Annotated in this window: 9 protein-coding genes, 1 rRNA gene and 2 pseudogenes; 2 read left to right on the top strand and 10 right to left on the bottom strand. The window is 68.1% G+C overall.

What is annotated here, in order from left to right:
* Positions 1-197: 197 nt before the first annotated feature.
* Both AB0M22_RS45290 and steA read right to left on the bottom strand, forming a co-directional pair.
* A complete protein-coding gene (locus AB0M22_RS45290; RefSeq protein WP_364740155.1) occupies positions 198-1142 on the bottom strand; it encodes a copper transporter in 945 nt (314 codons plus the stop codon).
* A gap of 13 nt (positions 1143-1155) precedes the next feature.
* The gene (gene steA / locus AB0M22_RS45285) at positions 1156-2370 is read right to left on the bottom strand and encodes a putative cytokinetic ring protein SteA (RefSeq protein WP_364740153.1); all 1215 of its coding nucleotides are present in this window, start codon (positions 2368-2370) and stop codon (positions 1156-1158) included.
* Between the two features lie 904 nt (positions 2371-3274).
* Between steA and AB0M22_RS45280 the strand changes: the two are divergent.
* Positions 3275-3994 (top strand): annotated as a pseudogene (locus tag AB0M22_RS45280) (M23 family metallopeptidase); the annotation flags it as partial.
* Between the two features lie 118 nt (positions 3995-4112).
* The gene (locus AB0M22_RS45275; RefSeq protein WP_364740150.1) at positions 4113-4532 is read left to right on the top strand and encodes an SRPBCC family protein; all 420 of its coding nucleotides are present in this window, start codon (positions 4113-4115) and stop codon (positions 4530-4532) included.
* Between the two features lie 251 nt (positions 4533-4783).
* Here AB0M22_RS45275 and recN read toward each other — a convergent pair whose 3' ends face one another.
* The 8 genes and pseudogenes from recN to rrf all read right to left on the bottom strand — a co-directional run.
* Positions 4784-6559 carry a DNA repair protein RecN gene (recN, locus tag AB0M22_RS45270; RefSeq protein WP_364740147.1) on the bottom strand — a complete coding sequence of 592 codons (1776 nt, stop codon included), beginning with the start codon at positions 6557-6559 and terminating at the stop codon, positions 4784-4786.
* A complete protein-coding gene (locus tag AB0M22_RS45265; RefSeq protein WP_364740145.1) occupies positions 6537-7496 on the bottom strand; it encodes an NAD kinase in 960 nt (319 codons plus the stop codon). Before AB0M22_RS45265 ends, recN begins: the two co-directional genes overlap by 23 nt.
* Positions 7493-8314 carry a TlyA family RNA methyltransferase gene (locus AB0M22_RS45260; protein WP_364740142.1) on the bottom strand — a complete coding sequence of 274 codons (822 nt, stop codon included), beginning with the start codon at positions 8312-8314 and terminating at the stop codon, positions 7493-7495. The genes AB0M22_RS45265 and AB0M22_RS45260 overlap by 4 nt, the downstream gene beginning before the upstream one ends.
* A gap of 1 nt (position 8315) precedes the next feature.
* Positions 8316-8585, bottom strand: coding sequence for a hypothetical protein (locus tag AB0M22_RS45255; protein ID WP_364740140.1), 270 nt, complete (start codon positions 8583-8585; stop codon positions 8316-8318).
* Positions 8586-8598: 13 nt separating this feature from the next.
* The gene (locus tag AB0M22_RS45250) at positions 8599-9507 is read right to left on the bottom strand and encodes an HAD-IIA family hydrolase (protein WP_364740137.1); all 909 of its coding nucleotides are present in this window, start codon (positions 9505-9507) and stop codon (positions 8599-8601) included.
* 262 nt (positions 9508-9769) lie between these two features.
* Positions 9770-10084, bottom strand: a complete 315-nt coding sequence (locus AB0M22_RS45245; protein WP_364740134.1) for a hypothetical protein — start codon at positions 10082-10084, stop codon at positions 9770-9772.
* Positions 10085-12171: 2087 nt separating this feature from the next.
* Positions 12172-13119 (bottom strand): annotated as a pseudogene (locus AB0M22_RS45240) (hypothetical protein); the annotation flags it as partial.
* 1003 nt (positions 13120-14122) lie between these two features.
* Positions 14123-14213: ribosomal RNA gene (rrf, locus tag AB0M22_RS45235) — 5S ribosomal RNA — on the bottom strand; the annotation flags it as partial.

Here is a 14213-nt window from a genome sequence, read left to right as displayed (position 1 = left end):
TCGTTCCCATCACCCCGCCGGGGATCGAACTGAAAGTCCCGTTCAAGGGTGGTTACGAGCACTTCAAGGTGACCCGCAAGGAGAAGGACACCCCGCTTCGGCCACTCGGACGCGAGACGGGCCGCGGGCGGCGCTCGCCGAACTCGCGGGTGGTGGTCAGGGGAGATATGTCCGGCAGCTCTTCAGGTGGAAGTGCTTTATCGCGGCGCAGCGGCCAATGTGAGCGAGGTCGCCTTCTCGCCGGTGCCGTATCGGCCGGTGCCGCCGTTGAGCTGCTCGCTCAGGGCGAGCACGGTGGTGACGCGGCCGATTTCCCGGTCCAGGTTGTCGACGGTGCTGACCGAGGTGGCGAGCGGGCCGTCGGAGCGGACGACGGCCAGCGGTCCGGGGTTCTCCGCCGCGCCGGAACGTCCGGCGAGCACAACACCCGCGCCGCGGCCGCGCAGCGCGCCGGCGAAGCGGGCGATGTTCGCGCCCTGGCTGTTCTCGGCGGACTTCGCGCCGTTGCCGGTGATCACGACCGCGGACTGGGCCGGACGCACCTGGGTGTCGCCGTAGGCGAGGAAGCCGCCGCCGCGCAGGGTCTCCAGCACGAGGCCGAGTTCCTGTGGGGTGCCGCGGGTTTGCCCGTTGGCCGGATCGAGCAGCATCACGGTGCCGAGCAGGTCGCCGGCCAGGCTGCCCTGATCGACTGCGCCGGTGCGCAATTGGCTGCCGGCGGGGATGACGTTGGTGAGGGTGGTGCGCAGCCGGTCGCCCTCGGTGGCGTCGACGAACGCGTCGGTGAGCGAGATCCGGCCGGTGATGGCGGCGCCCGAGGTCTCCAGCGACTTGGTGACGCCCTCGATGTCGGCGGGATCGGCGTCCGGGGTGGTGAACACCGCGACGGTGCGATCGGTCAGGGTGCCGCCGAGGATGCGGCCCGCCGAGCCGGCGATGAACCGGTCGGCCGAGTTCAGCTGATCGGTGAGCCTGCGGTTCTGGTCGGAGACGGTGTCGACCTGCTGACGCAGATCCGACTTGTCCGCACGCAATCCCGACAGCAGATCCGCGGCCAGCGTCTGCGAGCCGAGCACCACGCCGATGGCGAGGGCCAGGAAGATCGCCACGATCGAGACGGCGTGCTGGCGTAACGAGATCATCGTTCTCCCTTGGTCATTTGTCGCCGGCGCCGACCAGACCCTGCGCCCACAAGGCGAACCGGTCCCAGGTATCGGTGGCCCAGGCGAGGGCGTCGGTGCCGGTATTGGAGGCGAGCAGCACCACGATCACCGCGATCAGCGCGGCCAGCACCACCAGCGCGATGCCGATGCCGGACACCCGATTCCGGTACAGCGTGGCCACGGCCTTCGCGTCCATCAGCTTGGTGCCGAGCTTGAGCCTGGTGAGGAAGGTCGCCGGGTTGCTCTCGCGGCGGCTGCGGTCGAAGAAGTCGTCCAGGGTGGCGGCCGCGCCCGCGGTGACGATCAGCGACGCGCCATGGTGATGGGCCAGCAGCAGCGCCAGGTCGGCGGGCGCGCCGGTGGACGGGAAGGTGGTCGCGCCGATGCCGAGATCCTGGATGCGTTCCAGGCCCTTCGCGTGGCCGTCGGTGTCGGCGGGCAGGATCACCTCGGCGCCGCATTTCAGGGTGGCGGAGGTGATCTCGTCCGGGTCGCCGACGATCAGGTCGGGGCGGTAGCCCTGCTTCATCAGGGTGTCCGCGCCGCGGCCGACGCCGACCATGATCGGCACATACTCCTTGATGAACGGCTTGAGCCGCTTGAGGTCCTCGGCGTGGTCCGGGCCGTCGGCGACCACGATCACGTGCCGATGCTTCATCGACAGTTCCAGCTCCGGCACGCCGATGCCGTCGATCAGCAGCGCGCTCTCGGTGCGGATGAACTCGATGGTGTTGCCGGCGAACGCCTCCAGATGATCGGCAAGGCCGTTGCGCGCCTCGATCATCCGCTCGGCGATGTCGGAATCGGTCAGCTCGATGCCCTTGACCAGGACCTCGGGTTCCTTCTTGATCACCCTGTCGGCGTAGACGACGCCCTCGTCGATGCGGACCTTGATGCCGTCCTTGATCTTGCTGAACGCGTCCGAGCTCACCGTGTCCAGCAGCAGAATATTGTTCGCCACCAGCACTTCCGGGCCCAGGTTGGGATAGCGGCCGGAGATCGACGGCGAGGTGTTGATCACCGCGACCACCCCCGCCTCGACCAGCCGGTCCGCGGTGAGCCGGTCCAGGTCCATCTCGTCGAGCACGACGACATCCCCTGGTCCCACCCGCTTCAGCAGACGCCGGGTGTTGCGATCCACCCGGGCTATCCCGGAGAGGCCGGGCAGCGTTTCGGTGTTCCTCGACAACAACGCCAGCATCTTCATGGCCCCGATGCTGCCCCCAAACCCTCAACCGTTGGTGGAGGCGCGCCGTACCACCTACCACATACGTCACTGTGATAACAGTGACACGACTTACGACACGCGGAAGAACTCGTTGCAGTGCGACACGATGTGGCGCCGATCACATGTCAGGGTTTACTTCGCGCGTCTAACGAGCAGTACCGCTATCGTTTCGTTACCGTCGACCAGCCCCGACGAGATCTCGACGTGACGTGACGAAGGACGACTGCGTGATGTGCCTCGAAATAGCCAGGGAGACCAGGCTTTTGCGCCGAAGACCAGACATTTCTCCGATATCGCCAGGTTCTGGACAATGCCGACAAATGCGGTCTATTCGATGAGCCGGTATCGGGTGGCCGACGCCGATCGACGGTTTGGTGCGGATCTGCGCAATTCGGGCAATAGTCAGCAACGTTATGGCTATCACGCGGAGCGGGTCGACTCGTGGGCGTCGTTGGATGAGTCGTGGCCGGCGGAGGAACAGTGGGCGGCCGAGGAATCGTGGGCTGCGGGTGATCAGTGGGCGCGACCGGCCGATCAGTGGCCGTCGGTGGAGGATCAGCGGACGAGGGATCAGCGGTCCGAGCCGGATCGGCGGCCGTCGTCGGTGGACCGGCCGAGCGATCGGTGGCCGTCCACGGACCAGCGCGGACGATCCGGCAGTTCGTGGCCGTCCGCCACTCAACCACCGAAGCGGCGCAGTTCGTCGGCCGATCGAACAGCACTGCCTGACAATTCCTGGCCGCCGGCCGATCAGCCTGCGGCGCCAGACGATTCGTGGTCGTCCGAGGATCAGTTGGCGGCCGACGATCAGTGGTCGCAGTCGGCTGATCCGTGGCCGCCGGCAGCCCCGCAGCGATCGACGGTCGCGGATCGTCCGGTGCAACCCAAGCGCCGCGGTGGCAAGCACCGCATGCCCCCGCCGCCCGCCTCGTTGAAGGGTCGCGCGGCGATCGTCGCGGTTGCCGCCGGTGCGCTCGTCGCCGCCGGGCAGAACTTGATGACCACGACCGACAAGGCGCCGGTGGAGACCGTGGCGCCGATGGCGCTCGGCCAGCCGCAGTCGCTGGACGCGACGCCGGCCGCCACCGAGCCCGGGCTGCTCGACGAGGGACCCGCCGACCTCGGTCAATTCAGCGACATCCTGAACAACGGCAGCAAGGTCGCCGAGGAGATGACGGCCGAGGCGGAAGCGAAGCTGCGCCCGCTGTTCATGAAGTTCACCACCGGCACCTTCACCTCGGGCTACGGAATGCGCTGGGGCGCACTGCATCCGGGCGTGGACATCGCCGCACCCATCGGTACCCCGATCGTCGCGGTCGAAGACGGCACCGTGATCAGTTCGGGGCCGGCCGCCGGATTCGGCATGTGGGTGCGACTGCTCGGTGACGATGGCACGGTCACGGTGTACGGCCACATCAACACCTCGCTGGTCAGCATCGGCCAGCGCGTAATGGCCGGCGACGAGATCGCCACCGTCGGCAACCGCGGCGAAACCACCGGACCGCACTGCCACTTCGAGGTCTGGCTCAACGGCACCAACCGCATCGACCCGCTCCCCTGGCTCGCCACCCGCGGCATCAGCCTCGGCCAGGAACGCGACTGACGGCACTTGCCTTCGATGCCTCGAGCGAACTGTCTGTGACACCGGTTACATCGGCGCACGGGTCTCCAAGGTAATACCTATATGCTGCCCGTCACAGGTAACTCGAAGAGGAGACCCCATGGCCAGCACGACTGTCGACGCCGTCATCGCCGCCCCGCGTGATGTGGTGTATCGGCTCTTCGCCGACCGCGAGAGCATCAGCCCGTACCTCCCGATCAAGGTCAAGCTGACCAAGCCGGGGCTGACCGAGCGCGAAGGGGTCGGCGCGCAGCACCTGCTCGGCGTCGGCCCGGTCGGCGTCACCGAGGAGATCACCAAGCTGGTGCCCGGTGAGCGGATGGAATACAAGATCGTCAAGGGTGCCCCGGTGAAGCGGCACGTCGGCGTGGTGACCTTCACCGACGCGGACAACGGCACGCTGGTCTCCTACACGATGGAGTCCGAGCCGAGCCTGCCCGTGCCCGCCAAGGTGCTGGAGTTCGGGTTGAAGAACCTGATCACCCAGTTCATCAAGGCCGCGCAGAAGGCCGTGCGCTAGTTCGCCATACCAGCCGCACACCTTCTGATTTCCCGCACACAGACTTGCCGCGCTGACACGCGTGCGGATATCACAAGGTGTGCGGCTGCGAGCGCTGAACAGTCGCGCCGCGCGAGGCTCCAGCAAGCCCACCTATTGCGGCGGCAGCAGTGAGCCGTGCGCGTCACAACAGCCGCACACCTCCTGACTTCCCGCACACGGACTCGCCGCGCTGACACGCGTGCGGATGTCAGAAGGTGTGCGGCTGTCGGCTAGACGGTCGCGCCGGACTTCTCCGTGCGGGCGAGTTCCAGGAGTTCCTCCGCGTGCGCCCGGCCGGTTTCGGTGTCGTCCAGACCGGCCAGCATGCGGGCCAATTCGATGACGCGCTCATCCTTGGTCAGGGCGTGCACGCCGCTGTTCACCTTGCCCTTGCCGTCGTCGGACTTGTCCACCACCAGGTGGGTGTCGGCGAACGCGGCGACCTGGGGCAGGTGGGTGACCACGATGACCTGGTGGGTGCGGGCGAGCCGAGCCAGCCTGCGACCGATCTCCACCGCCGCGCGGCCGCCGACGCCGGCGTCGACCTCGTCGAACACCATGGTCGCGCCGTGATCGGAACTGGCCAGCACGACTTCGAGCGCGAGCATCACCCGGGACAGCTCACCGCCGGACGCGCTCTTGCTCAACGGCAGCGACTGCGCACCGGAGTGCGCGGACAACCGGAACTCCACCTCGTCGATGCCGGACGACCCGGCGTGCACTTCTCTTCCGTCGACGGTCAGCGGCGCGGAGTCCTGCGGGCTCGCGGGCATCGGCCGGACCTCGACCTCGAGCCGGGCCTTTCCCATGGCCAGGCCGCCCAATTCGGCGCTCACCGCGGAGCCGAGCTTGCCGGCCGCCTTCTTGCGCGCCGCACTCAGCTTGCGCGCCGCCTCCCGGACCCGCTCGGCCGCGATATCGACCTCGGCCGCCAACGCGGCCAGGGTCTCCTCGGACACATCGAGCGAGCCGAGCTTGGTGCGAGCGTCGTCGGCCCAGGCGATCACGCCGTCGATGTCGGGCGCGTACTTGCGGGTCAACGACTTGAGCTCGGCCTGACGGGTGAGCAGCGAGTCGAGCGCGCCGGGATCCGACGGCAGGTCCGACAGGTAGCCGCTGAGTTCGGTGGTCAGGTCGACCACCACCGCGATCGCCTCGCCGAGCCGGGGTCCGAGCGCGGCGAGCGCGGGGTCCTCGGCCGAGTCGATGCGGGCGAGCGCGGTGCCGAGCAATTCCAGTGCGCCGGAACCCTCTTCGGGCGAATCGACCGGACCGGCGAGCGCGTCGTGCGCGGTGGTCGCGCCCTCGCGCAGCGAATCGAGATCGCTGAGCCTGCGCACCTCGTCGACGATGCGCACGTCCTCGCCGGGTTCCGGTGCGATGGCGTCGATTTCGGTCAGCGAATGCTGAAGCCGGTCCGCCTCCTGCGCCAATTCCCTACTGCGCGCGGTCCGTTCGAGCAGTTCGGTGCGCGCGTCCAGCCAAGAACGGCGCTGCACACCGTATTTGCGCAGCAGCGGACCGACGGTCTCGGCGGCGAACTGGTCGAGAGCGGCGAGTTGCTGTTCGGGGCGCTGCAAGCGCAGCTGGTCGTTCTGGCCGTGCACGGTCAGCAGCGACGCGGTGAAATCGGCCAGGACCGAGGCGGGTACGCCGCGACCGCCGAGATGCGCGCGGGAACGGCCGTCGCTGCCGACGGTGCGGATGGCGATGATGCTGCCGTCGTCATCCTGTTCGGCCGCAGCCGATTCCAGCACCTGCGCCACCTCGGCGCGGGCGGCGTCGTTCACGTCGTCGACGGTGAACCGGCCCTCCACCACCGCGCGGGCAGCACCGAGCCGCACCCGGCCCGGATCGGCCCGCGCACCACTCAGCAGGTGCAGGCTGGTGACCACCATGGTCTTGCCCGCACCGGTCTCACCCGTGAGAACCGTGAGACCCTCGTGGAATTGCGCCGTGGCCGTTGAAATAACGCCAAGACCATCAATCCTGATCTCTGTCAGCACTTGTGCTCTCCGTTCGCCGTCGGCCACGCCAGCCTGTCACGGGCAATTGGAACTTGCGCACCATCCGGTCCGCGAACGGCGCGGAATCCAGCCGCACCCAGCGCACCGGTTGTGCGCCGCGAACGGCCTCCAGGCGACCGCCGCGCGGTAGCTCGATGCTGCGCCTGCCATCCAGGAAAACTATCGCATCGTGTCCAGTGGCCACGCATTCCACCGCGATCCGCGAGGCCGGGCTGGTCACCAGCGGCCGCGCGAACAGCGCGTGCGCGTTGCTCGGAACTACCAGCAGCGCTTCGAGTTCCGGCCACACCACCGGGCCGCCCGCGGAAAACGCGTATGCGGTCGAACCGGTCGGGGTGGAGATCAGGATGCCGTCACAGCCGAACGACGACACCGGCCGCCCGTCCACCTCCAGCACCAGCTCCAACACGCCGGTGCGCGAGGCGTTTTCGATGCTGCCCTCGTTCAGCGCCCAGCCGGTCCGCACGATCTCGTCGTCAACCCGGACGGTGAAGTCGATGGTCATCCGCTGTTCGATGCGGTAGTCGCCGCGCACCACGTGGGCCAGCGCGTCATCCAGGTTCTCCGCCTCGGCTTCGGTCAGAAAACCGATGCGGCCCAGGTTGATTCCCAGCACCGGCACCTCGGCCGGGCGGGCGAGCTCGGCGGCGCGCAGGAACGTGCCGTCACCACCTAGTACCAGCACCATCTCACAGCCGACCGCGGCGTCGGGGCCGTGTGCGACCACCCGCACCGGGTAGCCGCCCGCCGCGGCCTCGAACCGCGTGTCTACCGCCTCGTCGGCCAGCACCCGCAGGCAGATGCCCGCGTCCGCGAAGATCTTCGCCACCCGATGGGCGGTCTCGATGATCTCCGCCCGGCCCGGATGCGCCACCAGCAGGATCTCCCGGCCATCCGACCTGATCGGCGCGTTCACTGTGGACCCTCCTCGACCGCACGCTCGACGAGAGCAGCGACTCGCTCACCGTCGTCTTCCGGCTGCTCGTGCTTGCGCAGCCACACGAAGTATTCGACATTGCCCGACGGGCCCGGCAACGGGCTCGCCACCACGGCCTCGGTGCGCAGGCCGAGCGCCGCGGCGGCGGTGGTCACATCGCGGACCACCTCGGCGCGCAGCGCCGGATCCCGCACCACGCCGCCCGTGCCCACCCGGTCCTTGCCGACCTCGAACTGCGGTTTCACCATCGGCAGCAGATCGCCGCCGGGCGCGGTGCAGGCGGCCAGCGCGGGCAGCACCAGGCCGAGCGAGATGAACGACAGGTCGCCGACAACCAATTCGACGGTGCCGCCGATGGTTTCGGTGGTGATGCCGCGCACGTTGGTGCGATCGACGACGCGCACCCGGTCGTCGTTCTGCAACCGCCAGATCAGCTGGCCGTAACCGACGTCCACCGCGATCACCTCGCGGGCGCCGCGGGAGAGCAGCACGTCGGTGAAACCGCCGGTCGACGCGCCCGCGTCGAGGCAGCGTTTGCCGGCGATGGTCAGCCCAGCGGGTTCGAAGGCTTCGAGTGCGCCGAGGAGTTTGTGCGCACCACGCGAGGCCCAGGAGACCTCGTCGGGCTGCTCACGGACCAGCAGCGGGGTGCCCGCCTCGACGGCGGTCGCGGGTTTCACCGCGACCGTTCCAGCTATCAGGACCCGACCGGCGCCGATCAGCTCGACCGCGTGTTCCCGCGATCTCGCCAATCCGCGGCGAACCAGTTCGGCGTCCACGCGCGCGCGTCTGGCCACCTCAGATCTTGTCCACCGTGGCCAGTGCCTGCACGAGCACGTCGTGCGCCTGTTCCAGGATGCGCGCGCGGCGGGTGATGTCGGTGCCCGACTCGGCGCCCTCGGCCGCGGTCGGCGAGCCCGGCCAGCTGGTGCGCGTGGCGAGTTCGGTGAGCAGGCCGTCGATCTCGCTGCGGATGCGCTCCGGGTCGGCCGGCTCCGGACGCCCTGGACCGCCAGGCAGATGCTGACCGGGCAGCGGAGGTCCCGGGCGGGGCATAGGAGTAGTCATCGTGGCGTCAACGCTATCGGATTTCCGAACCAGACGCGCGTACCGTCACGGCTCGTCCCGGGTTGCGCCGCAACCGGTCGGCCAGGTCCGCGGCGAGGTCGCTCGGGTCAATGTCCGATTCGGCGGGAATCGGCGGGTAGTTGAGCGCGTCGAGGGAGTCGGCGACGTAGGTGGGGATGGACTCGGCGGCCGCGTCTTTCAGCTCGTCGAGGGTGCTGACGCCGGTGAGCACCAGCAGGGATTCGAGGCCGACGGTGTTCGCGCCCTCGATGTCGGTGTCCAGGCGGTCGCCGACGACCAGGGCGCTGCGGGTTCCCGCGCGCACGAGGGCGTCTTCGAGCAGGGGTGCGTAGGGCTTGCCCGCGACGATCGGTTCGCGTTCGGACGCGGTGCGCAAGGCGGCGACCATCGAGCCGTTGCCGGGGGCCAGGCCGCGTTCGTTCGGCAGGGTCTTGTCGGTGTTGGCGGCGACCCACAGCGCGTCGGCGCGCAGGGCGTAGGCCGCTTCGGCGAGATCGGCCCAGCAGGTTTGCGGTGAATGTCCTTGTACGACAGCGGCCGGTGGGGTGCCGTCGAAGCGACGGATCGGGTTCAGGCCCACCGCGGTCACCTCGGCGGCCAGGTCGTCGGTGCCGATGATCAGCACGTCCGCGCCGGGCGCGAGTCGTTCGGCGAGCAGGCGAGCGGCGGCCTGTGCGCTCGTCACCACCTCATCGGTGCTCGCGCGGAAGCCGAGTTCGGTGAGATGCGCGGCGACCGTTTCCGGGCCCCGGCTCGCGTTGTTCGTGACGTACATCAGCCGCTGCGCGGATCCGTCGTCGGCCAGCGCCGCGGGCGCGCCCTCGATCACCGCGTGCCCGCGGTACAGGGTGCCGTCCAGATCCAGCAGCAAGGCCTCGTAGCGATCTCGTAGCCGCTCCACACCACTCTCCGTGTCACCGATCGGCCCTGGGCCGAATTCCGTATCCGCCGGACGTCCGCCACCGCGCCGAGGCGGTTGCCTTCGGCCGGTCCGAGACATCCGAACACTACGCCAGGAGGGCGACAAGAAACGCAGGGCATCGATCGCCCACATGTCCCGCAGCGGGCGATATCTGGCGTTTCGCTGGTGCTGAAACGACGAGCGGGACACGACGGGTGCGGTATCTCACGATCTACCGCGGTCATGTCCCGCTCGGTTGTACCTAGCTGGTGACGCAGTTGCCTTCGCCGTCGGCCTTGCCCGACTTCGGCGACATGATGCCGGGGACCGAGCAGTCCGTGTCCCTCGGCATCGGGACGAACTGGACGACGTCCTCGCCGGCCTTGTGGCAGGTCGCCTTCGCGCTCACGCCACCCGGCAGGTTGATGCTTTCGGTGTACTCGAGGCCCGCCTGCTCGCAGGCCTTCTTGGCCTCCTGGCCGTAGTTGGTCGGCTCCGCGCTGGCCGAAACGGCACCCATCGCGGTCAGCGCCGCGGCGGCCAAGCCGACGAATACAGTGGCCCGAACACTACTCATCCTGCATCTCCTTGAAATCAGACAGTCCCGTGACGTATCGCTGACCCGCATCGCGACCCCGGGCACACCAACCGAAGCCGGCACACCCCTGGCGATTTCGCGCCACAAGAACCCTACGTGGTCCCCTCAAGGCTAGTTGCGCATTCCACCGAAGAGTTCAACGGGCACAACGAATCCCACTGATCGACCCCCCATTTCAAAGAACTGGACCAGCTCGCTTTTGGGGTCTTGACGGATTCCCCCAGGTAGTCATGGCTGTGCGCTTGATCGGCCTCGCCGATAGGTATGCGAGGACACAACGCCGGCATGCGACGGTGCCCAATAACAGTGCGCCACATGACCTGAGCGAGCCACTCCCAAAGCCAACACGTCAACCCCCGTAGAAATCCCATCCGACCCCCCAGCCCGAACGCAATGCAACTGACCCGCAACGACCGCCACACCCCACAACCCGCGCAGCTCGGTGAGGCGTCGCACAAGCCCAAGATCGAGCCACAGATCAGCGCGACGCAACCGACAGCCAGCCGCAGTGATCGCCCACCAATCACCAACAGCCGCACACCTTCTGACCTCCCGCACACCGACTTGCCGCCATAACACGCGTGCGTTTGTCAGAAGGTGTGCGCCTGCGATGGATGGCCATGAACCGGATCGAACGTGATGCCGCAAGAGTCGATCGTCTGCGCCGAGGCGAAGCGGTGCCTACTCAACGCCAACAGCCAAGAAACAAACCCACTAATCTCCCGCACGCACACTCACCGCATCAACACGCGAGCGGATGCCAAGGCTGCGCCTGCGATAGCAGTCCATGAACTCAGTCGCACCTGTCGCAGACACGGATTGGTCGTCGGCGACGAGAGGCGGAACCTGCTCCACACCAATAGCCAACAGACGCACACCTTCTGACCTCCCGCACACCGACTTGCCGCCATAACACGCGTGCGGATATCAAAAGGTGTGCGTCTGTACCGCTCGGCCGCGTGCGAACCCAGCAACGAGGCTAAGCACGTCCGCTCGACAGCTCGATTCCGCCAGCGAGGAAGCACCCAGCCGATCACATGGGCCCACCCACGTCCCGTTCAGCGCAATGCGGGTCACCGAGCGGGGACCTGGTGGCGGCGACACGCCGATTCGGGCGCCATCATGTCCCGTTCAATCATCAGAGACCGGGCTGCCGCACTGCGGCGCGAAAGTCGCGTGCCCGAAAGCCGAGCCTCGGCAAGCCAACTACATGTCGACCGAATAGGAAAGAACCCGGTCCGACGATGAGTGGTCCGCTGGCGCACGTCGCGATGAGTGGTTCGCCGACCGGAGTTTGGCTACGATGCCGGCTGCGGCTGCGGCTGCGGCTGCGGCTGCGGCTGCGGCTGCGGCTGCGGCTGCGGCTGCGGCTGCGGGGAGCATCAGTGGAATGGCCACTGCCAGTGGGCTTCTCGGCGCTTTGCTATGTCAATTCGCTGTCGGAGCTGGCCAGGTCGGCCGAGTCGGCACCAATGAATCAGGTCAGTCGCTGAATTGTCCGGCGGCGCGTCTAGGTAACTTGTTTGCCGACCGAGGCGGCAATGACCGTCGCTGAGTTACAAGCTCTAGGCAGTCCGCAGCTCGGCCGTTGCAGGTGGTTGCTCAGCGCATCCTTCTGCGCCGATTCGCCGAGCTGGATGCGCCGACGCGGCAGTCGTGCGCTGCGGAGTTCGGCAGCACATGTATCGGCGGCGAGCTCGCCGACCGAGGTCGACGGTGCCAGCTGCTGGAGATTACAGCGCCAGACCCGGCGGCTGTTCGGCCGTGCTGGTGGGTGCTCGACGCATCTTGTGCGTCGGTTCGCCGACCGGATGTGCCGATGCGGAGGTCATGTACTGCGAAGTCCGGCAGTGCATGGTGCGGGGCAGCATGACCGACCATGGTCGACGGTGCGTCCTGCCGGCTACAGCTTCAGACCGTCGGCGGTTCGGCCGTTGCCGATGAGTGCTCGGTGCATCCCACTGCGTCGGTTCGCCGACTAGGCGCGCCGGTCGTGCGCTGCGACGTCCGGCAGCGCTTGGCGCGGGCTGCGGCGCCTGTCGGGGTCGACGGTGCCACCTGCTGGGTTACAGCTCGAGGTCGTCGGCGGGTTGGGGGCCGCCGGTTAGTTCTTCGGCGCGGTCTTCGGCGTCGGTTTCGCCGTCTAGGTCGGCGGAGGCCGCGTTGAGGAACCAGGTGAGGCCCTCTTCGGTGCGGCCGGCGGCGACGAGGGCGTCGGCGTAGGCGTAGAAGAGGCGGGCGGCGGCGGAGCCGGTGCGGGACGGGTCGAGTTCGGAGGTTTGCAGGGTTACTACGGCTTGGTCGTATTCGCCGAGGTCCATGCGGGCGCCGGCGACGACGATGCGCAGTTCGGTGGCTTCGTCGCCGGTGAGGGCGCGGGCCTCGTCGCTGCGGCCGAGTTCGATGGCGCGTTCGGGGCGGCCGAGGCCGCGTTCACAGTCGGCCATGACGGCGAGCAGGCCGGAGCCGCCGGACATGCGGCGGGCGGTGCGCAGCTCGGAGAGTGCCTCGGCCCATTCACCCGCGTGATAGGCGGTGACGCCTGCGGTTTCGCGGACCACGGCGATGCGGCCGGCCCGTTGCCGGGCGGCGCGGGCGTGAGCCAGAGCCAGGCGCGGGTCGTCTTCGATCAGCTTGGCGGCCATCACAAGGTGACGGGCTACGGCTTCCGCGTTGGACTTGTCCAGGCTCAGCAGATCGCGGCGGACCGCGGGATCCAAGTCGGCCGGCTGCACGTCATCGGGAAGGTCGGGCTCTTCGGGACGCGGCGGACGCCGGTCCTGCGAGCGATCGCCACCGGCACCGGCACGGGCGCCTTCACCACCGCGACGACGATCATCAGGTCCGTTGCCCCGCGAATCGTTGCGGTCGAAACCGCCACGGCTGCCAGAGTCTCCACCGCGCTTGAAGCCGCCCCGATCGCCGGAATCACTCCGACCACCGGAATCGCCACCACGCTTGAAGCCCCCGCGGTCACCGGAATCACTCCGGCCGCCCGAGTCGCCACCACGATTGAAACCACCACGGTCACTGGAGCCACCGCTGCGATTGAAACCGCCACGATCACCCGAGTCACTACCGCGATTGAATCCCCCGCGATCGCTGGATCCACCGCGGTTGAACCCGCCGCGATCACCGTCACGGTTGGAGCTGCCACGATCGCTGGAGTCGCCACCGCGATTGAAGCCGCCACGGTTTCCTGAATCGCCGCTGCGATTGAAACCACCGCTGTCGCCGGAGCCACCGCTGCGGTTGAAGCCGCCGCGATCGCCCGAGTCACTGCCACGGTTAGAACCGCCACGGTCGCCCGAACCGCTGCGGTTGAATCCGCCGCGTTCATTCGAGTCGCCGCCACGGTTAAATCCACCGCGGTCGCTGGAGCCACCACTGCGGTTGAAACCGCCGCGGCTGTCCGAGTCGCCACGGTTGGAGCTGCCTGAGGTGCCGGCGTCATCACGGCGATTGAAGCCGCCGCGGTCGCCTGTGTTGCCGCGCGAGCTCGAATCGCCGCCGCGGTTGTAGCCGCCGCGCTCGCCGGAGCCCTCGCGGCGCTGGTAGCCGCCGCGGTCGCTAGAGCCGGATCGGTCGCCGGAATTGCCGCGCTGGTTGAATCCGCTGCGGCTGTCCGAGCTGCGGTCGCCGGTGGTGTCGCGCTGGCCGGAGCCGCTGCGGTCGCCGGAATTGTTGCTTCGTTTGAAGCCGCCGCGCTGGCCGCTTTCGCGGTTCTTGGCGGAGTCGCCTGTGGTCCCACCGCTGCCCTGAGCTGGGCGGTCGGATCCCTCGCCGCGCGGGGAGGACTTCCGGTCGTCGTTCTGTTCCGACACGGTGATCCCTTTCTGAGGTCCGCAAGAGTGGTCGGGGCCCCACAAATTCAATCACGTGTCTTGGTGGGGGCCTGACACGACTGATCTTTTCGAGCGACCTGCAAGCAGTCGCAAGCGGTGTCGTTTCCGCACGATCAAGGTGCTGAAACGACGATAGGGGACCCAGAATCTGGGTCCCCTATCGTGAAGGATGTTCCGGCGGTGTCCTACTCTCCCACACCCTGTCGAGTGCAGTACCATCGGCGCTGGCAGGCTTAGCTTCCGGGTTCGGAATGGGACCGGGC

Source organism: Nocardia sp. NPDC051756 (assembly GCF_040681495.1).
Lineage (GTDB): Bacteria > Actinomycetota > Actinomycetes > Mycobacteriales > Mycobacteriaceae > Nocardia.
The sequence above is the reverse complement of the archived record's forward strand: the minus strand, read 5'-3'. Positions and strand labels throughout refer to the sequence as shown.

Excerpts from the sequence above, each read along its gene's own strand:
- AB0M22_RS45290 (WP_364740155.1), bottom strand. The coding sequence starts at position 1,142 with ATGATCTCGTTACGCCAGCACGCCGTCTCGATCGTGGCGATCTTCCTG.
- steA (WP_364740153.1), bottom strand. The coding sequence starts at position 2,370 with ATGAAGATGCTGGCGTTGTTGTCGAGGAACACCGAAACGCTGCCCGGC.
- AB0M22_RS45275 (WP_364740150.1), top strand. The coding sequence starts at position 4,113 with ATGGCCAGCACGACTGTCGACGCCGTCATCGCCGCCCCGCGTGATGTG.
- AB0M22_RS45255 (WP_364740140.1), bottom strand. The coding sequence starts at position 8,585 with ATGACTACTCCTATGCCCCGCCCGGGACCTCCGCTGCCCGGTCAGCAT.
- AB0M22_RS45245 (WP_364740134.1), bottom strand. The coding sequence starts at position 10,084 with ATGAGTAGTGTTCGGGCCACTGTATTCGTCGGCTTGGCCGCCGCGGCG.